At 60.4% G+C, this 18,937-nt stretch carries 20 protein-coding genes; 10 read left to right on the top strand and 10 right to left on the bottom strand.

Annotated features, from left to right (window positions below; all coding sequences use genetic code 11):
• Positions 1–33: 33 nt before the first annotated feature.
• From H7687_RS00960 to H7687_RS00980, 5 genes are all read right to left on the bottom strand, one after another.
• Complete coding sequence (locus tag H7687_RS00960; protein ID WP_183344168.1) at positions 34–852, bottom strand: AAA family ATPase; 819 nt, start codon at positions 850–852, stop codon at positions 34–36.
• A 135-nt stretch (positions 853–987) separates the two neighbouring features.
• Entirely contained in the window at positions 988–1,167 is a 180-nt protein-coding gene (locus tag H7687_RS00965) for a hypothetical protein (protein WP_183344170.1), read from the bottom strand.
• Positions 1,164–2,120 (bottom strand): ferrochelatase, encoded by a 957-nt coding sequence (hemH, locus tag H7687_RS00970; RefSeq protein WP_183344172.1) that lies wholly within the window; start codon positions 2,118–2,120, stop codon positions 1,164–1,166. Before hemH ends, H7687_RS00965 begins: the two co-directional genes overlap by 4 nt.
• A gap of 221 nt (positions 2,121–2,341) precedes the next feature.
• The gene (locus H7687_RS00975; protein ID WP_183344174.1) at positions 2,342–3,898 is read right to left on the bottom strand and encodes a bacteriohemerythrin; all 1,557 of its coding nucleotides are present in this window, start codon (positions 3,896–3,898) and stop codon (positions 2,342–2,344) included.
• A gap of 172 nt (positions 3,899–4,070) precedes the next feature.
• The gene (locus tag H7687_RS00980) at positions 4,071–4,259 is read right to left on the bottom strand and encodes a hypothetical protein (RefSeq protein WP_183344176.1); all 189 of its coding nucleotides are present in this window, start codon (positions 4,257–4,259) and stop codon (positions 4,071–4,073) included.
• 251 nt (positions 4,260–4,510) lie between these two features.
• On the opposite strand from H7687_RS00980, the gene H7687_RS00985 reads away from it, so the two are divergent.
• The 7 genes from H7687_RS00985 to H7687_RS01015 all read left to right on the top strand — a co-directional run bounded on the left by H7687_RS00985 (position 4,511) and on the right by H7687_RS01015 (position 10,140).
• Positions 4,511–5,389: an SCO family protein gene (locus tag H7687_RS00985; RefSeq protein ID WP_246404487.1), complete on the top strand. Its 879-nt coding sequence runs from the start codon at positions 4,511–4,513 to the stop codon at positions 5,387–5,389.
• A gap of 29 nt (positions 5,390–5,418) precedes the next feature.
• A complete protein-coding gene (ctaD, locus tag H7687_RS00990) occupies positions 5,419–7,038 on the top strand; it encodes a cytochrome c oxidase subunit I (protein WP_183344178.1) in 1,620 nt (539 codons plus the stop codon).
• Positions 7,035–7,634 carry a cytochrome c oxidase subunit 3 family protein gene (locus H7687_RS00995; protein WP_183344180.1) on the top strand — a complete coding sequence of 200 codons (600 nt, stop codon included), beginning with the start codon at positions 7,035–7,037 and terminating at the stop codon, positions 7,632–7,634. The genes ctaD and H7687_RS00995 overlap by 4 nt, the downstream gene beginning before the upstream one ends.
• A 135-nt stretch (positions 7,635–7,769) precedes the next feature.
• Complete coding sequence (locus H7687_RS01000) at positions 7,770–8,057, top strand: cytochrome C oxidase subunit IV family protein (protein WP_183344182.1); 288 nt, start codon at positions 7,770–7,772, stop codon at positions 8,055–8,057.
• A gap of 25 nt (positions 8,058–8,082) precedes the next feature.
• Positions 8,083–8,970, top strand: coding sequence for a cytochrome c oxidase subunit II (gene coxB, locus H7687_RS01005; RefSeq protein WP_246404491.1), 888 nt, complete (start codon positions 8,083–8,085; stop codon positions 8,968–8,970).
• Between the two features lie 65 nt (positions 8,971–9,035).
• Complete coding sequence (locus H7687_RS01010; RefSeq protein WP_183345990.1) at positions 9,036–9,803, top strand: protoheme IX farnesyltransferase; 768 nt, start codon at positions 9,036–9,038, stop codon at positions 9,801–9,803.
• A gap of 145 nt (positions 9,804–9,948) precedes the next feature.
• Complete coding sequence (locus H7687_RS01015) at positions 9,949–10,140, top strand: hypothetical protein (protein WP_183344186.1); 192 nt, start codon at positions 9,949–9,951, stop codon at positions 10,138–10,140.
• 9 nt (positions 10,141–10,149) lie between these two features.
• Here the strand turns inward: H7687_RS01015 and H7687_RS01020 are convergent, their stop codons facing one another.
• From H7687_RS01020 to tdh, 4 genes are all read right to left on the bottom strand, one after another.
• Positions 10,150–11,373: a TonB-dependent receptor gene (locus H7687_RS01020; RefSeq protein WP_183344188.1), complete on the bottom strand. Its 1,224-nt coding sequence runs from the start codon at positions 11,371–11,373 to the stop codon at positions 10,150–10,152.
• A 12-nt stretch (positions 11,374–11,385) separates the two neighbouring features.
• Complete coding sequence (locus H7687_RS01025; protein ID WP_183344190.1) at positions 11,386–11,832, bottom strand: hypothetical protein; 447 nt, start codon at positions 11,830–11,832, stop codon at positions 11,386–11,388.
• A 259-nt stretch (positions 11,833–12,091) separates the two neighbouring features.
• Positions 12,092–13,282 carry a glycine C-acetyltransferase gene (locus H7687_RS01030; protein ID WP_183344191.1) on the bottom strand — a complete coding sequence of 397 codons (1,191 nt, stop codon included), beginning with the start codon at positions 13,280–13,282 and terminating at the stop codon, positions 12,092–12,094.
• Between the two features lie 195 nt (positions 13,283–13,477).
• Positions 13,478–14,521: an L-threonine 3-dehydrogenase gene (tdh, locus tag H7687_RS01035; protein WP_198424598.1), complete on the bottom strand. Its 1,044-nt coding sequence runs from the start codon at positions 14,519–14,521 to the stop codon at positions 13,478–13,480.
• A gap of 332 nt (positions 14,522–14,853) precedes the next feature.
• On the opposite strand from tdh, the gene H7687_RS01040 reads away from it, so the two are divergent.
• Positions 14,854–15,639: a substrate-binding domain-containing protein gene (locus tag H7687_RS01040; protein ID WP_183344193.1), complete on the top strand. Its 786-nt coding sequence runs from the start codon at positions 14,854–14,856 to the stop codon at positions 15,637–15,639.
• A gap of 143 nt (positions 15,640–15,782) precedes the next feature.
• On the opposite strand, the gene H7687_RS01045 is transcribed toward H7687_RS01040, so the two are convergent.
• A complete protein-coding gene (locus H7687_RS01045; RefSeq protein WP_183344195.1) occupies positions 15,783–16,094 on the bottom strand; it encodes a helix-turn-helix domain-containing protein in 312 nt (103 codons plus the stop codon).
• Between the two features lie 499 nt (positions 16,095–16,593).
• Here H7687_RS01045 and cmoA point away from each other — a divergent pair, with 499 nt between their 5' ends.
• Both cmoA and cmoB read left to right on the top strand, forming a co-directional pair.
• Positions 16,594–17,328 (top strand): carboxy-S-adenosyl-L-methionine synthase CmoA, encoded by a 735-nt coding sequence (gene cmoA / locus H7687_RS01050; RefSeq protein WP_183344196.1) that lies wholly within the window; start codon positions 16,594–16,596, stop codon positions 17,326–17,328.
• Complete coding sequence (cmoB, locus tag H7687_RS01055) at positions 17,325–18,293, top strand: tRNA 5-methoxyuridine(34)/uridine 5-oxyacetic acid(34) synthase CmoB (protein ID WP_183344198.1); 969 nt, start codon at positions 17,325–17,327, stop codon at positions 18,291–18,293. Before cmoA ends, cmoB begins: the two co-directional genes overlap by 4 nt.
• The last annotated feature ends 644 nt before the right edge of the window (positions 18,294–18,937 follow it).

An 18,937-nucleotide genomic window follows, 5' to 3' on the forward strand; every position in this document is an offset into this window, starting at 1 on the left:
CTCTCCCGGGGGGCGAGGGTAATGGACGAAGGGTTACTTCAAATAACGCAGCGCCTCTTCCCCGAGGATCCGTTCCACCGCGAGCGGCAGCAGTTCGCGCGGGTCTTTCTCGGTCGCCGTCATCATCTTCAGGGCGTAGCGGGCGATGTTGATGCCGTCACGCACCGAGTAGGGCTCGTCCGCCGCATGGCCGCGCTGCAGGAACTGCACGACGTAGTTGAGGATGGAGCTGCCGGCGAAGGGGAGATTCTCCTTCAGGATGGCCAGTTCCTCCTCCGCCTCGGGGAAGTCGATGAAGAGCTGCGGCTGCAGGCGGGAATGGATGTACTCAGGCACCTCGAAGGTGGAGGAGTCCTCGTTCATGGTCACCACGATGCGGAAATCCGGGTGCGCCTGGATTCTGAGGCCGGTGATGATGGACTCGACGTAGCGGCGGTCGTCCAGGAGCGGGGCCAGCGACGCCCAGGCCTTCTCGCTCATCCGGTTCCCTTCGTCCAGGATCAGTACCCCTCCCGAGATCATCGCCGACACCAGCGAGGACGCGGCGTACTGGATGGTCCCTTCCGGGCCGATGACCGGCGTCACGATCAGGTCCTCGGGGCGGGTGTCCATGGTGGCCTGGAACAGGTAGACCTTGCGGCCCAGTCTCTTGGCGGCGGCGTAGGCGAGGGTGGTCTTGCCGACGCCGGGTTTGCCGATCAGGCGCGGGTTGAAGGGGATGTCGCGCTCGTCGATGACCATCCAGGCCGCCAAAAGCTGCCGGAGCAGTTCCTCGTCCCCCACCCAGCGCAGCGGCAGCTCGATGGGGTTGGCGAGGGTAAGGTTGATGCCGTCAATCGTGATCCGGTCCATAAAAGCTCCAAAAAAAAGCCAAACCATTGGCCACGGAGAAAATCTGAGGACATCTGAGAAAATCAAAACCTGGAGCTTTGTTTTGGTTCTCTCAGACTTTCTCCGAAGTTCTCCGTGGCTAACGGTTTTAAGGTTTTAGGTGTTCATTTCGTGCCCGTACATCATCACCAGCCGGGCGCGGTTCTCGCGGCAGCTCTTGCAGAGCTCGCCGGCATCCTTGAAGAATTCCTCCGCCAGCCACTCTCCCGCCTCGCCGTACAGCGAATCCGGCTCGTTCTCGTCATACTCGGTCTTGCAGATGCTGCAGGTTTTCATGCTTTTACCGTGGTCCGCACCAGGTCGGCCAGGCAATCCAGGAACATGGGGTCGGAATTGAGCGACTCGGTCCTGACGAAGCGCTTGATGCCGTGCGCCTTGGCCTCCTCGGCGTACTGGATGTCGATCTCGTAAAGTGTCTCGATATGGTCGGAGACGAAGGAAAGCGGCACCATCAACAGGTTCTCCTTCCCTTCGCCCGCCAGCCGCTGGATGGTCGCCTCGGTGGACGGCTCCAGCCACTTCACCTTGCTCGCCTTGGACTGGAAGCAGAGCAGGTGGTTCGCCTCCCCTACCTGTTCCATCACCAGCCGCACGGTCTCCTGGATGTGGGCCAGGTACGGATCGCCCTCGTCGATGAAGGACTGGGGAAGCGAGTGGGCGGAGAAAACGATCTGGACGTCCTTGGGGTCGGGGAAGGACTGCAGCCCCCGAATCACCTTGCCGGCCAACGCCTTGATGTAGAGCGGATGGTTGTAGAAGCGGTCGACGTAGATGATCTCGAAGTCGGCCTTGGCCTCCTTGAGCACGCGCTGCAGTTCGTTGACGCTGGAGCCGGTGGTGGCCCTGGAGTAGTGCGGGTACAGCGAGAGCGCCACCACGCGTTTGATCCCTTCGCGCTTGATCGCCGCCAGGGCGTCGATGGTGGAGGGACGGGAGTAGCGCATGGCGACGAAGGCGCGGAAACGATCGCCCAGAAGCGCCTGCAGTCCCGCACCCTGGGCCTCGGTCAGCTCCCGGATCGGGGACTTGCCGCCGATCTGGCGGTAAAACTCCGTGACCTCCGGTGCCCGCTTGTTGACGATGCGCCGGGCGATGAAAGGCTGCAAAAAGGCCGGCCCGATCTTGATGATGTCACGATCCGTGAACAGGTTCATGAGGAAAGGGTGCACGGCATCGAGCGAGTCGGGGCCTCCCATCTGGAGCAGCAGGAGTGCGGTTTTGTCAGACATGGCAACCTCTTGGGCGAAAATAGTGGCCCAAGAAATGTAGCAGAAAACGAGGGGAAGTAGAACCGGTTTAATTCATTGGAGGGAGAAGCAGGAAAAACAAATTAACAGGGATAAAAGGGGTAACAGGGATGAACGGCAAAAACCATACGGCTTGGTTTAAAACCCAAAGCATTTGGTTGTGCAGTTATCCCCTTTATCCCTTTTATCCCTGTTAAATGCCTTTAGCGGATGCCGGCCTTGGAAAGGTGGGGGGCGTAGCGCTTGTCGGTCCCCTTGATGTGGTTCACCAGCCAGTTCTGCAGGAACTCGATGACGTCGTGGGTGAGCACGGTTTCGCCGGAGTTGAATTTCTGCTGGAGCTCGAGCACCTGGCTCACCAGGGCCTTGTGCTGCTGGACGTGGGCAGCCTCCTCGGGGTAGCCGGACTTGCGGAACGCCTCTTCCTCGGCGGCGAAGTGGCTGCCGGTGTACTCGATCAGGCGCTGCAGCACGGAACCGATAGCCTCTTTGCTGCGTTTGTGCTGCATCGCTTGGGCCAGCTCGTTCACCATGGCGAACAGCTTCTTGTGCTGATCGTCGAAGGTGTTGATGGTGGTGGCGAAGCTCTGGTCCCAGACCATGGCGTCGGAGAGCTGGAAGTGGGACACCAGTTCGTGCAGCTCGTCCACCTGCTGCACCAGCTTGCTGGTGGCCGCCTTGGTGTTGCGGGCGCTCTCCACGTTGCTGTTCACCACGGAGGTGATCATCTGGATGTTGCCGGTGATCTCGTGGGTGGTGGCGGTCTGCTCCTCGGCGGCGGTGGCGATCTGGGAGAGCTGCATGGTCAGGTCGTTGATCATGGCCAGGATGCCGTTCAGCGCCTCGCCGGAGCGGCAGGTCTCGGCGGTCCCCTGGTTGACCTGCTCCACCCCCTCGCCCATGGCGCCGACGGCGTCCCGCGTCTCGCTCTGGATCGACTTGATCATGGTGTCGATCTCCTTGGTGGCGCGGGTGGTCCGCTCGGCCAGGGCACGCACCTCGTCCGCCACGACCGCGAAGCCGCGCCCGGTTTCACCGGCGCGCGCCGCTTCGATGGCCGCGTTCAAGGCGAGGAGGTTGGTCTGGTCGGCGATGTCCTCGATGGTGCCGGCGATGGCGCCGATCTGGTCGGAGCGCTCCCCGAGTCCCGCGACCGAGGTCGAGGTGGAGGTGACCCGCTGGGCGATGTTCTCCATGAGCCGGGCGCTGTTGCGGACGATCTCCGCGCCGGCGGTGGTCTCCGCGGTCGCCTTGTGGGCGTTCTCGGCCGCGTAGATGCAGTTGCGGGCGATGTCGGCGGAGGTGGCGGACATCTCTTCGCTGGCGGTGGCGATGGTGGATGCCTGCATGGCCACGTCTTCGGCCGCTGAGGCCATGGCGTCGTTGGTGGCGCTCACCAGCGCGACGGAGTCCCGCACCAGGTCGGTGACGGTGAAGAACTGGTGCATGGTCTTGTTCCAGTCCCCCATCATGTTGTTGAAGGCGTTGGCGATGCGACCGACTTCACCCCCGGGGATCTGCTCCACCCGGCGGGAGAGGGTCCCTTGGGCTGCGGCCTCCAATGCGTCGGCGATCTCGCGCAGGATGCGAGATTCGGAGCGGGCCACAAGCCAGCTGGCCAGCGCGGAGAGTCCAAAGATGAAGGTTCCCACCGCTATCATGGCCAGGGTGTTGCCGCCGTTCCCTAGAGCAATGATGGAGGCAACCGTTGCACCAACAGCAACCAGGTTGATCGTAATGAGGCGGGCACTAAAAGACATGAACGATCTCCTTTTCTTGGCAATTCACAGTGTCAAGAAGAGTATCGTCTGAACGGGAGCAAAACTTTAAATCTTATTGGTTGGTTTTGAAGCGGAAATCCCACAGCAGACGCTGTTCGAACGGGATCCTGATTGCGTTGATCCTGTATACATTAAGCGGGAGCATCCGGTGTTACCAGGAAGGACGTCCGCTCTGGTGCAGGCGCTCTTGGACGGCGGCGAGATTGGCGGCAACTTCGGGATTGGTGAGGTGCTGGTTTCTCTCTCTGTGCTGGACATTTTCCGACTGTTCGATCTGCATGACGAAACCGCAGGAGAGGATGATGACTGCCATCACGATCTTGCAAGGAAAACTCTTCATAACCGGCCTCCTTGTTGCCGGGAAAGCATCGGAGGCTCCCCGGCCAGACTGCCATATGAGGAATGACATTGGCACAGTCTAATGTATGGGGAGATTAAGTCAAGTTTAATCTTCTGACATAGGGTATATCGCAGACAACACAGGGAAAAAGCACGGACCGGGACCTGTACCGGCCGAAATAATTTCGCCTCATGTGGACAGGGAGGAAGATTGATTTATAATGAGCACTTGTTTTTCCCATGAGAGGTGTAATGGAAGCGATGAGTATCATTGGTATTCTCAGGCGTACGGTGCTGTTGGGGGTGGCGGTCCTGCTGCTTTTCCCGGCTGCCGTGCGTGCCCATAGCGAGGAGGATGCCGCCGCCCATCACGAGGGCGCGGCGCCAACGGATGCCAAGGTGGGGCTCGAAGAGCGGCTCGGTGCCAAGATCCCGCTCGACCTGGTCTTCAAGGACGAAAACGGCCGCCAGCGGCGCCTGCGGGACTTGGTCACCGGCCCGACCATCATCCTCCCGGTCTACTATTCCTGCACCAACGTCTGCAACTACCTGCAGGAGGGGCTGGCCAGGGTGCTCCCGGAGATCAAGCTGGAACCGGGGAAGGAATACCGGATCATCTCGGTCAGCTTCGACGAGCGCGAGAACCCGCAGCGGGCGCTGAAGTCCAAGCACATGTACCAGGCGGTGATGAAAGGGAAGTTCCCGGAGGGTAACTGGACCTTCCTCACCGGCGACGCGGCCAACATACGCAGTCTCACCGATGCCGCCGGCTTCCAGTTCCAGCGCAAGGGCAACGACTTCGTACACCCCGTGGTGAGCTTCGTCGTGGCGCGGGACGGCATGATCGTGCGCTACCTTTACGGCACCCATTTTCTCGCCAAGGACGTCACGCTGGCCCTCATGGAGGCACGCCAGGGGCGCGTCGGCACCACGATAAGCAAGATGGTAAGCTACTGCTTCAGCTTCGACCCCAACAGCAAGAGCTACGAGTTCAACATCCTCAGGGTGAGCGCGACGGTGATCATCATCTGCGTGGTGGGCTTCATCATCTTCCTGGTCGTGGGCGGGAAAAACGGGAGAAACGGGAACGGCAATAACGGCAATAACATGGGAAACAACACCAACGCCTAGGATGCGGGCGCTGCATGTTTGGGGGAAAAATGGCTCACGAAACGGCAATGACGGAAGGCGGCTTCTGGCGGGATACCGGGAGGACCGGGATCGGCGCCTGGATATTCTCGACCGACCACAAGCGGATCGGGTTGATGTACCTTTACTGCGTGCTCGGCTTCTTCCTGGTCGGCGCCTTCCTCGGGCTTTTGATCCGGCTGGAGCTGATGGCGCCGGGGCCGACCATCATGACCGCGCAGACCTACAACGCGATGTTCACCGTGCACGGGGTGGTGATGATCTTTCTCTTCATCATCCCCGGGATACCGGCATCGTTCGGTAACCTGGTGCTCCCCATACAACTGGGAGCGCGGGACGTCGCCTTCCCGCGGGTGAACCTCTTCTCCTGGTGGCTCTACGCCATCGGCGCCGTGATCGTGCTCATCTCGCTCTTCACCGGCGGCGGCGCCCCCGACACCGGCTGGACCTTCTACGTTCCCTTCAGCGCCCGGACCACCACCAACGTCTCGCTGGCGGTTTTCGGCGTCTTCGTGCTCGGCTTTTCCTCCATCCTGACCGGGATCAACTTCATCACCACCATCCACAGGATGCGCGCTCCCGGTATGACCTGGACCCGGATACCGCTCTTCACCTGGAGCCTCTACGCCACCGCCTGGGTCCAGGTGCTCGCCACCCCGATCATCGCCATCACGCTGCTGCTCGTCGTCACCGAGAGGATCCTGGGGCTCGGACTCTTCGACCCCACCCGCGGCGGCGACCCGGTCATGTACCAGCACATGTTCTGGATCTATTCGCACCCGGCGGTCTACATCATGATCCTGCCCGGCATGGGGGTCATTTCCGACATCATCCCGGTCTTCTCCAGAAAGCCGATCTTCGGCTACAAGATGATCGCCTTCTCGAGCCTCGCCATCGCGGCGGCCGGCTCGGCCGTCTGGGGGCACCACATGTACACCTCGGGGATGAGCGACCTGGGCGTCCTGGTCTTCTCCTTCCTGACCTTCATCGTGGCCATCCCCTCGGCGATCAAGGTGTTCAACTGGGTCTCCACCATGTACAAGGGGTCGATATCGCTGGAAGCGCCCATGCTCTTCGCGCTCTCCTTCATCCTGCTCTTCTCCATCGGCGGGCTCTCCGGCCTCATCCTGGGCGCGGCCGCCACCGACATCCACGTGCACGACACCCACTTCGTCGTCGGGCACTTCCACTACGTCATGTTCGGCGGCACCGGCTTCGCCTTCTTCGCGGCGGCCCACTACTGGCTCCCCAAGTACTTCGGGCGCCGCTACCAGGAAAAGCCGGCCATCATCGGCTGGGTGTTCATGTTCATCGGCTTCAACATCCTCTACTTCACCATGCAGGTGCTGGGGATGGAGGGGATGCCGCGACGCTACTACGACTACCTCCCGGAATTCGCCCGACTTAACTTCGTGGCGACGGTGGGGAGCTGGATTATGCTGGCCGGGGTGGCCATCGTAGTCTGGAACCTGTGGCGCGGGCTGTTCAAGGGGGAGCCGTTCACCGGCAACCCCTGGGGCGGGGCGAGCCTCGAGTGGAGCATTGCGACCCCGCCCCCGACAGAGAATTTCGAAGAGGACCCGGTGGTGACCCACGGGCCGTATGATTTCAAAGGGGCGGGGGTTCCATGAGTCACCTGGAAAAGGACAGTTTCGGCGCCAAGCTCGGCATGTGGTTGTTCCTGTTCACGGAGATGCTGCTCTTCGGCGGCGTCTTCATCCTCTATTCGGTTTACCTGACCCGCTACCCCAAAGAGTTCGGGTTGGGTGGTCACCAGCTGGACCTGGTCTACGGGGCCACCAACACGGTGGTGCTGCTGACCAGTTCCCTGTTCGCCGCCATGTCGGTCACGGCGATCAAGACCGGGGCGAAAAAGCTCACCCTGGGCCTTCTTTCCGGCACCATCGGCTGCGCGCTGATCTTCCTGGGCATCAAGTACCTGGAGTGGAGCGCCAAGTTCCACCACGGCATCTACCCGAATTCCCCGAAGCTGATCGCGGGGCCGCCGGGCGAGTCCATTTTCTTCAGCCTCTACTACCTCACCACCGGCCTGCACGGCATCCACGTCATCGTGGGCGCGGTGCTGATGAGTTGGACCGCGGTGATGGTGCAAAAAGAGAGGCTCAACGCAAGCGACAACGTGACGCTGGAAAACGTCACCCTGTACTGGCACCTGGTCGACCTGGTCTGGATCTTCATCTTCCCGCTCTACTACTTGATTCTTTAGAGGCAAACTGGGCAAAGATTAAGATAAAGATTGAGATTGAGAAAAAACACGTGACGAAGGCCACGGCTTAGGACCGTGGCAGTTGGATTAAACTTTATCTTAATCTTAGTCTTAATCTGATTCTTGGAGTGACGTATGACAGAAGAACACGCGGAACACATACTGAGTTACGGAAAACTGACCACCGTCTGGGTGGCGCTTTTAGTCCTGACCGCGGCGACCATCATGGTGACCCGGGTCGAGCTGGGCGTCTGGAAGGTCTGGGCGGCGCTGGCCATCGCCAGTGTCAAGTCCGGCCTGGTCATCGCCTTCTTCATGCACATGAAGTACGAGCCGCGCCTGTTCCGGATCATCCTTTTCGTGGCGCTTTTCACCCTGGCGGGCTTCATCGGGGGAACCTTCTTCGACGTACTCTACCGTTAAAGGGGCGAACGTGGAAAATCAGCTATTGACGACGACGCAAGCAGTCGACCCGGTGTTCAAGTTTCTCTTTGCCGCCTGCACCGTGCTCCTCTTGGGGATCACCATCACCATGATCTTCTTCGTGGTGCGCTACCGCCGCTCCAAGAACCCGGAGCCGACCTCGCAGGTGGCGGGGAGCCCGCTGCTGGAGGTGGTCTGGACCCTGCTCCCCACCCTGCTGGTGATCGGCATGTTCTACTACGGCTGGACCAGCTACCTGTCGCTTAGGACCGTTCCCAAAAACGCCATGCAGGTGACGGCCGAGGCGCGCATGTGGTCCTGGAGCTTCGTCTACGATAACGGCAAGACCAGCCCCAAGCTCTACGTGCCGGTGGGGAGGCCGGTGCAGGTGAACCTGGTCTCCAAGGACGTGGTGCACGGCTTCTACGTCCCCGCCTTCAGGATCAAGCGCGACGTGGTGCCCGGCATGAAGAACCACGTCTGGTTCGTCGCCACCACTCCCGGCAGTTACGATCTCTTCTGCTCCCAGTACTGCGGCACCGCGCACTCCTCCATGGTGAGCACGGTGGAGGCGCTACCGCCGGAACAGTTCGCCGCGTGGCTGGGACAGAAACCGGCCGGTGTCGGGGCGCAGGGACAGGAACTGCTGCAGAAGTACGGCTGCCTGGGTTGCCATTCCCTGGACGGCACGCCCAAGGTCGGCCCGACCTTCAAGGGGCTCTACGACAGCCAGGTCAAGGTGACCCGCGGCGGCAAGGCCGAAACGGTGAAGGCGGACGAGAAGTACCTGCGTGAATCGATCGTCGACCCCGGTGCCGCCATCGTGGAGGGCTTCCCCCCCATCATGCCCAAGAGCGAGATCCCGGAGGCGGAACTGAAGGCGATAGTGGAATTCCTGGAAGGGGAAAAGTGATCGCAACTGCAGTTGTCAAACGATGCAAAGGTCTGTACCGCCTGTTCCGGCTCCCGCTGGCGTTTATGAACGCGACGGCGGCGCTGGGCGGGTACCTTCTGTGCCGGACCGGACCGCAGGTGGGGGCGCTGCCTCTCTTTGGCGGCGTCCTCCTGATGGCCTGTGCCGCCTCCGCCTTCAACCAGGTGCTGGAGCGCGACCTCGACAACGTCATGGACCGTACCAGGCTGCGTCCGCTCCCCGCGGGGGAACTGGCTCTCTCCGGCGCATTGACCATCGCCCTTGCCACCCTGGCCGCGGCGGTGCTGCTTCTCAACGCCACCGGCCTGCTGCCGCTGTGCCTCGCCCTCTGCACGCTTTCCTGGTATCTCGTCGTCTACACCCCGCTCAAGCGCCGTACCCCGTTCGCCCTGCTGATAGGCGCCATCTGCGGAGCGCTGCCCCCCTTGATAGGCTGGAGCGCGGCCGGGGGCGCCGTCACCGATTTCAGGATCGTGCTGCTGTGCGGCATCCTGTACCTGTGGCAGGTGCCGCACTTCTGGATGCTGCAGAAAAGGCACGGCGAAGATTACCGCCGGGCGGGGGTGCCGCTCTTCGTCCCGCGCACTTTCCGCGGACCGGCGCCCTTCCTGGTGCTCTGGCTGCTGGCCATGATCGCGGCGACGCTGATGCTCCCGGTGTTCGGTCTCATCGCGGGGCAGCATGCGCCCCTGTGGTGCATCGCCTTCTGCGTGCCGCTGTTGCTGTACCCGTTCGAGCGCTGGCAGGGCGCGGCCTTTGCCGGAGTGAACATCTTTCCGGCGCTGCTCACCCTCGCGCTGTACGGCCTTTGATCGCTTTCCCCCCCTCCCTCCGGGAGAGGGTCGGGGTGAGGGGCGTTGCAATAGGCGAGATTTTCCTGGCGGCAGCGCCCTCACCCGGCCTGCGGCCACCCTCTCCCAGAGGGAGAGGGTAAAGCATGGGATAGGAGAATGATTGATGGGAGATAAAGAGAAGTGTGAGCAGCCGGCGCGGCACAGGACGCACATGTGCAAGCTGAAGAAGGATGGCCGGATGGAAGAGTTCGAGCGGCACAGTGCCAAGCCGATCGTGTATTGCAACAAGTGCAAGGTGCAGGCGGACGACCCCTTGGTGGTCTGCAACCCCAGGGGCCTCAAGGTCGCCCGTTAAAATCCCCGCCTAGAAGAAGACCGTCGCCTTGGTGGCGACCAGGTACCAGTTCCGCTTGGAGGCGTCGGTGTACTCCGACATGTTCCAGGTCCCGTCGATCAGGTGTCCCTCGACCTTGAGCACCAGGTTGCGCACCGGGTCGAAGCGAAGGGTCAGGACCTTTTCCTTCTGCCATGTCTGCCAGGGTGCCCCCACGCCCAGATCCTCGAAGGTCGATCCGTTGCGGTGATGCCGGTCCGCGTAGATTTCCGTGTAGTACCCCCCCAGTTCGAACCAGTCGGTGAAGCGGTAGGCGGCGCTCACGTACCAGCCGTCCGAGGCCTGCCTGGAGGTGAAGTTCTCCAGGGCCGGGTTTTGGTAGTCGGCCGACACGGTGTAGTCGTCCCTCTGGTACTCGGTGGCGAGCGTCAGGTCGTTCCAGAGGTACTCGACTCCCAGGATGTAGCGGTGCCACGAATCGAACTTCCACTGGGCGGTGACCGGGGTGGTGGCGGAGGTGACCGGATCGGTGTAGATCCCGGTGGCGGTGCCGTCGAAGGAGGTATGCAGCCCGCTGAAGGTGGCGCGGACCCCCACCGGAGTCCTCCATTCCAGGTGGTGCACGAACGCGGTGCTGGAGTTCACGTCGGTGGTGGTCAGCGGCGCGTCCACCGTGGAGATGTAGGCCGAGTAGTTCCTGGCGGAAGCGCCGTCCAGCGGGATCGGGGTCGTTCCGACCTGGAACTGGTAGTTGACCGTGCCGGCCGATCCGGCAGGGATCGATCCGTAGATGCTCGCGCCGGTGATGGCGTTCACCGAGTCGCGCTCGTAGTCGTAGTACTCGTTTTGCGGCAGGAAAATGAAGGTGCGCGCGGCGTCGTTGTCGCGCGACTCGTTGTACAGCCCCAGGGGGATCTTGATCTTCCCGGCCCTGAAGCCCAGCCAGTCGGTGACGCGGTAGTCGCCGAAGGCCCAGTCCAGCGTGATCTTGTCCTTGCCGTAGCTGCCGCGGTCCATGGCCAGAAGCTGCAGGCCGACACGGAGGTCGGGGTTGACCTCCTTGGAGAAGTTCACCGCGAAGTCGTTGAAGTTGAAGGAGCCCTCGCCGCTGTTGGAAACGGGGAAATTGTTGTCCGGGGAGGTCTTTATGTACCCTTGCGAGGCGAAGCCGTGAATCTCGACGCCGGCGAGGTCCACGGCGTGGGCGGACCCGGTAAAGGCGAGCAGCATCATGGCGGTCAACGCTTTCTTCATATCGAGATCCCCCTACTTGATGGCAATGGTTTTCACTGAGTCACCCGTCTGCCCCCCGGCAACGAAGCCGATGGCGTTGGGGGTCTTGGCGACGAAATCGATCATCTGTTGTGAGTCGGGAAACGCCGGAGGCAGGGAGGCCTTGCCGGTGGTCACCATCCTGACCCAATGCTGGTCGAACTGGGACGGGGTCTTGCCCAGCATCACCTGCAGGAACTCCTTGAGCGTGCGTTCTTCTTCCAGGACCGCAATTTTGATGTGTTTCCTGTTGCCCCACTTGACCTTTTCGCCGAGGTAGATGCCTTGCAACTCGGCGCGGGTGAGGGTGCTTTCGATCACGCTCTTGTTGGCGATGACGATGAAGCCGGCCGCGTGGGCGCTGGATTGCCCCCAGGCGATCAGACACAACAGCAGCAGAATCTTTGTCCCCGTGATGCAGAACCGTTTGGGGTGGAACATGCAGCACCTCCCATGGTTTCTATTCACATAAAAGCGTTTACTGGCATAAATCAGCCTTGAGACTCTATCGGCTGACATAAGAAGGACTTTAAGACAGATTGTTAAAAGGTTACTGTTGGCTGACTCAAATTAACACACAATATCAATAATGCAATAGACAATAAAGCACGGTGATTGAGTCATGAGGCTATGAGAGAGGAGTCAGAGGCAGGAAGTTTCCCTCCCCCTGTTGGCAAGGGGGAGGGGAGGAAAAGCATGCTCAGCCGATCACGCCGAGCTCGCGGCCGATACTGGTGAAGGTCTTCAGGCCGGTTTCCAGGTCATCCTGCGTGTGGGCGGCACTGATCATGACCCGGATGCGCGCCTTCCCCTGCGGCACCGTGGGGAACCCTATCGGCATGGCGAAGATGCCGGGCTCCGCGGCGAAGAGGCGGCGCGAGAACTCCTGCGCCACGGTGGCCTCACCCAGCATCACCGGCGTGATGGGGGTGACGCTGGCGCCGATGTCGAATCCGGCCTGGCGCATCCCTTCCTTGAAGTAGCGCGTGTTGTCCCACAGTTTTTGCACCAGTGCGGTGCTCTCCTCCAGGAGGTCCACGGCGGCCAGGCACGCGGCGGTGTCCGCGGCGGTTACCGCGCTGGAGAAGAGAAAGGGGCGCGCCTTCTGGCGGATCCAGTCGATGACCACCTTCTTGCCCGCGATCACCCCGCCCATGACGCCGAACGCCTTGGAGAGCGTGCCGATCTCCAGGTCGAACTTGCCGTTGAGCTGGAAATGGTCCACGATGCCGCGCCCGCCGTGGCCGAGCACCCCTTCGCCGTGCGCGTCGTCCACCATGGTGATGATGCCGTGCCGCTCGCACAGTTCGAAGAGTTGGTCCAAGGGGGCCATGTCGCCGTCCATGGAGAAGACCCCGTCGGTGATGAGGAGCGCCCGCCGGTACTGGCCGATGTTCTCCGTGATGACCCGCTCGCAGTCGGCAAGATCGCAGTGCTCGTAGACCAGGATCTTGGCGGAGGAGAGCCGGCAGCCGTCGATGATGCTGGCGTGGTTCAAGCGGTCGGTGAAGATCACGTCCCCCTTGCCCACCATGGGCGGGATGGCGGCCTGGTTGGCGCAGAAGCCGGACTGCACGTAGAGGGCGTCCTCCACCCCCTTGAACGCCGCCAGCCGCTGTTCCAGCTGGCGGTGCAATTCCAGCGTGCCGGCGATGCTGCGTACCGCCGCCGGGCCGACCCCCCACTGCTCCACCGCTTCCTGTGCCGCCTGCTTCAGGCGCGGGTGGTTGGCGAGCCCCAGGTAGTTGTTGGTGCAGAAGTTGAGCACCCTCTTGCCGTCCACCACCATCCAGGGTCCGCAGGCCGAGCCGATGGTGCGGATGGTGGTCCTGAGCCCCTGCCCTTCCAGGGCGTTCATCTCTTCGGTTATCCAGGCGAATTTGTCTGCCATTCTTGATTACTCCTTTGGACGTCCATTACCCTCTCCCTTCGGGAGAGGGTGGCCGAAGGCCGGGCCTGCGCGCCGTAGCGCTTCGGTCCGCGAAGGCGGGTGAGGGCGCTGTCGGCGGCGTATCTGCTGCTTCGTGACGGTCCCTCACCCCTGCCCCTCTCCCAAAGGGCGAGGGGGTAACGCGGGAGACCTTCCCTACTCCTCAACCCAATTCAGTATGACCTTCCCCGCATTGCCGCTGCTCATGATCTCGAAGGCCTTCTCGAACTCGGTGTAGTGCATCCGGTGCGTGATCACCGGGGTGAGGTCGAGCCCGATCTTGATCAGCGACTGCATCAGGTACCAGGTCTCGTACATCTCGCGGCCGTAGATCCCCTTGATGGTCAGCATGTTGAAGATCACCTGGTTCCAGTCGATGGCGAGGTCGCCCGACGGGATCCCCAGCATGGCGATCTTCCCGCCGTGGCACATGTTGGCGAGCATCTCCTTGAAGGCGTCGCCGTTGCCGGACATCTCCAGGCCGACGTCGAAACCCTCCTTCATCCCCAGTTCCCTGCGCACGTCCGCGAGGGTCCGCTCCTTCACGTTGAGCGCCACTGTTGCCCCCATCTTCCTGGCCAGGTCGAGCCGGTACGGGTTCATGTCGGTGGTGACGATGTAGCGTGCCCCGGCGTGGCGGGCGATGGCGGTGGCCATGATCCCGATCGGCCCCGCCCCCGTGATCAGCACGTCCTCTCCCAGCACCGGGAAGGCGAGGGTGGTGTGGGTCGCGTTGCCGAAGGGATCGAAGATGCTCAGGATCTCCATCGGGATGGAAGGGTCCGCGTGCCAGACGTTGGTCACGGGGATGCAGATGTACTCGGCGAAGGCCCCGGTCCGGTTCACCCCGACGCCGTTGGTGTCCTTGCACAGGTGCCGTCGCCCCGCCAGGCAGTTGCGGCACCTGCCGCAGACGATGTGCCCCTCGCCGGAGACGATGTCCCCTATGTTGAGGTCGGCGACGTTACTTCCCATCGCCACCACCCGCCCCACGAACTCGTGGCCGATCACCATCGGCACCGGGATCGTCTTCTGCGCCCAGGGGTTCCAGTCCCAGATATGCAGGTCGGTGCCGCAGACCGCGGTCTTGTGCACCTTGATCAGGACGTCGTTGATGCCCATCTCGGGTACCGGCACCTCGTCCAGCCATAGTCCCGGCTTCGGATATTTCTTAACCAGCGCGCGCATGGTCTTTTGCATGATGCAACTCCTCTACAGTAATGGCCGTTTTGGCTCATTAATGTTACCAACAACGCTTCACATGTAAATAGCGGAGGGGGAAATGATGGCAACCGCCACACCATGACTAAATCAAGTCATCCAGATAAAGACATATAGTGTGATGATATGTGTAGCAAAGAACAAGTTAGTTAAAAACAAGCAAGGCAATTAGTTTTCAAAATAACTGAGTTGATTATTAGTGAGAGTTGGACGATATTATTGCCTCGTAATTACGGTCACAGATTGCAGTCTTGCAATGTAGATCGTTCATTGTGGTACTGAACCGTGAGAAGGTTGGCAGGAGGAGTGTCGTGAAACAATCGTTTGGTTTCCGATTTATGGCTGTCGCTATCTGCTTCATTGCGGGGTGCACCGCGCTGCAAAGAGAGGGTGTAAAGCAGCCGGCGGCGCCCGAAGTGATCAGGATCGGTGGTGGCGACGCTGCTCTGACCGAGGTGATCACACCCGTGAAGGAGACTTACGAGGAGGAAAACCCTTCGCTGCGCCTGGTCGCCGTACAGAGCCGGCCCGGAACGGAATTGGTGGATCTTGACAGCGGAGCCCTCGATGCCGTCGTCTCTACCCTCGACCTGGACGCATTTCTCAAGCGTGCCGCGGAAAACGGGACGCCGATGGACGGAGACCATTTTCGGGAGGTCCCGGTCGGCACCAATCAAACCGTCGTCTTTCTCAACCAGGGCGTGAAGATCAAGAAGCTGACCAGGAAGCAGCTAAAGGGAATTTTCACCGGCAGGATAACCAACTGGAAAAAGGTTGGCGGCCCGAACAGGCGCATCGTGGTGGTCTGGTCTCCGGCCGCAGACGGGGAAAACGACGCCTTCATCAAGAAAGTCATGGAAGGTGAACCGGTCGTGCCCACCTTTCTCCCGGTCGCCAATGTCGAGGAGATGAGAGCGAAAGTGCTGGAGATGTCGGGCGCCATCGGCATCGGTCCCAGCGTCCTGGTCTCTCGCGGCGTGCGCGTCCCGGGGAGTCTGACAGTTGCCTCGTCGGTCGTGCTGATTACCAAGGGAGAGCCGTCGCCCAAGGTCCAGAAACTGCTCGACCTCATCAAGGACGTCGCCTTCCTGCACTGAGGCCCGGGCGAGCCGCTATGCCGCTTGCGACAGTGGCTGGACTTGGCGGACCTTTAATGCCAATTCTTTTTCCGCCGTCTTACGGTCATAGCTCGTTTGCAGTGGGTTGAAGACTTTTTGTCGCCACCATGAGATGTACCTTGCTAGGCCGCCAATAGTTTTTGAAGCGTTTCCGGATCTTTTATTGCGATCGCGATTAGGGATTTCGCAGCTCCTGATGGTTTTCTCCTCCCCTGCTCCCACTCTTGCAGTGTTCGGAGTGATACACCCAGCATACGAGCAAATTCACTCTGAGACAGTCCTATTCTCTGACGGGCCGAGGCCAGCGGAGAGACTTCCACAGTAGATATTCTCCCGACTTGGCCCGCCTTTATATCGCGCACTGCCTGGAGTAACTCCTCGCCGATGTTACGCTTAGCGTCACGTTCAAGGAGCTCTTTTTCATCGAGCGGCATGTTCCATCTCCTCCTTAAGCTGTTTCAATATGTGCCCAGGTATGCTTTCGACCGTACTCTTCGCATAGATCAGCAACAACCATATTTCTCCTGCACTGGTGCGTGCGAAGTATAGTACTCTAACCCCACCACTTTTGCCGACTCCACGACGTGACCAACGTATTTTGCGGACTCCTCCGGAGCCGCGTACCACGTCACCGACCTCTGGATTGGCGGCGAGAAAGCTTTGGAAGCCACCATACTCATCATCAGTCAGGTAATCGTGGAGCTGTTTATTGAAAAGTGGCGATTCGACAAACGTTACCATGGCGTGATTATACGGCATTGACGTATGGTGTCAATCGCTCTCACGTATCAAGGTTGCAGCCAGCCGGCCATGGGGGTGTCAGCCTGTAGGTGCAAGTGGTGGATGAGTGCCTGCAACAAGTGGTTGATGTTCGGCGGCAAACCCGCTATCTTCGTCTTTTTGCGGACACTTGGCTGAAAGGATTTGAAGACAGTGACAAAGACGAAGGATGCTATCTACGCGGCGCCGCTGCAGGAAATGATCGATTTCAAGTTCGACGAGCGCGTCGTCGCCGTCTTTCCGGACATGATCCAACGCTCGGTTCCGGGCTACGGCATGATCATCTCCAACATCGGCATCCTCGCCGGCAAATATGCCCAGGCGGGAAGCCATTGCTACGATCTCGGCTGTTCCCTCGGGGCGGCCACCCTCTCCATGCGCCAGCGCATCAGCCAGCCGGATTGCGACATCATCGCCGTCGACAACTCACCGGCCATGATCGAGCGCGGTCGTGAACTTCTGGCTCGCGACTCTGCATCGACCGTCCCGGTAACCATGATCTGCGCCGACCTTCAGGACGTCGCCATCGAGAACGCCTCGGTGGTGGTCCTCAACTTCACCCTGCAATTCATCCCCCCCGCGCAGCGCTTGGCGCTGATCCAGCGCATTTACGCCGGACTCAACCCGGGCGGCATCCTCATCCTCTCCGAGAAGATCGCCTTCGCCGAACCGCAGCGGCAGCATTTTCATGTGGAACTGCATCACGACTTCAAGCGGGCCAACGGCTACAGCGATCTCGAGATCAGTCAGAAACGGTCCGCGCTGGAGAACGTGATGATCCCGGAAACGCTGGCGTGTCACCACGACCGGCTGCAGTCTGCCGGCTTTTCCTCCTCCGAGGTCTGGTTCCAGTGCTTCAACTTCGCCTCGATGGTCGCCATGAAATGAATTACGACTCTCTCTACTCCCAACTTGCTGCCATGGGGCAGGAGCGCTGGGCTGAGCAACTGCAGGCGACGCTGCCGCAGCGACTCCAATTGGAAAGTCACGGCAAGCTGGCGGGGTGGCAGAGCGCCCTGCAGGCGCTGCCGGAGTTGCGCCCGTCCCGGATCGAACTGAAGGAGAGCGTCACCATCGGCTCCAGCGCCGACCTCGGCGCCATCGTCCGTGATGACCTCATCGCCAAGCTTCAGGCTTTTCACCCCTGGAGAAAAGGGCCCTACAATTTCTTCGGCATCGACATCGATACCGAGTGGCGCTCCGACTGGAAGTGGGATCGCGTGCTTCCGCACATCCAGCCCCTGGCCGGGCGCAAGGTGCTCGACGTCGGCTGCGGCAACGGCTATCACGGCTGGCGCATGCGCGGCGCCGGCGCCGACTTCGTCCTCGGCATCGAGCCGTTCCTCCTTTCGGTGCAGCAGTTCCAGGTAATGCAGCGCTACCTGCGCGACCCGCAACACCACGTCATCCCCATCGGCATCGAGGACGTCCCGGCAGACCTCGGTTGTTTCGACACAGTCTTTTCCATGGGTGTGCTCTACCATCGCCGCTCCCCGCTGGATCATCTTTATGAGCTCAAGGGATGTCTGCGCCCCGGGGGAGAATTGGTACTGGAGACGCTGATTGTGGCAGGGGATAGGGACACCGTGTTCATGCCGCCGGGGCGCTACGCCAAGATGCGCAATGTCTGGTTCCTGCCCTCCATCGAGGCGATGATCTTGTGGCTGCAGCGTTGCGGCTTCACGCAGGTTGCCTGCGTCGACACCAACCGTACCAGCCTCGGAGAGCAGCGCTCCACCCCGTGGATGCAGTTCGAGTCGCTGGCGGATTTTCTCGATCCCGATGATGCCGAGAAGACCATCGAAGGGCACCCGGCGCCGCTGCGGGCGGTATTCACGGCGAAGAGACCTTAAAGACGAGGGGCAGGCGCGCTTGAAGGGACTGGCTCCGTTAGGTGCCTGTCCCTCTGGAGAATTGAGATGTACCGCGGAGTAAGTCAAGGGTAGTCGTAGATAAGAGCACGCAGACCGCCTCCCAGTCAAACCAGGCCGTCTATGAGAAAATGCTGGTCATGTACGATGAAATCAAGGCCGCAACCAGCCGAACGTGCATCACGCACAAAAGAAATGGGAAGGTAATCAAATCAAAAGTGGTCGCAGTTAAAATAAACCAGGGCGTTTTCAAAATAAAGCTGACCATGTTTAAAATAAACATGGTCGCAGTTAAGTAAAAACAGTAATTCCATTAACCGATGGGAAGGGTCGCGGACGAAAAACGGAGGGGGTGCGCAAAAAACGAGGGGGGCAATCACGATAATCGAGGCTGCTTCCGATAAAAAAGCGGAGGAAAAATTCCAGATTCGGCTTTTTAGTCAGCTTCAAGGTCCCGGCTTGGTTCGGGCATCATCGTTTTTAGCAAAAGCAGATGTCGTTTATTTTAAACAGAGTCGCATATTAGAAAAAGCATCCCCCGTTTATTTGAAAGCAGCCTTACTTTATTTTAAAGCTACCCTTACATTAGAAAAACAGGGCTTGGCTGTAATCCCGAACGGTCGGCT

It is taken from the genome of Geomonas paludis (assembly GCF_014193585.1).
Taxonomy (GTDB): Bacteria; Desulfobacterota; Desulfuromonadia; order Geobacterales; family Geobacteraceae; genus Geomonas; species Geomonas paludis.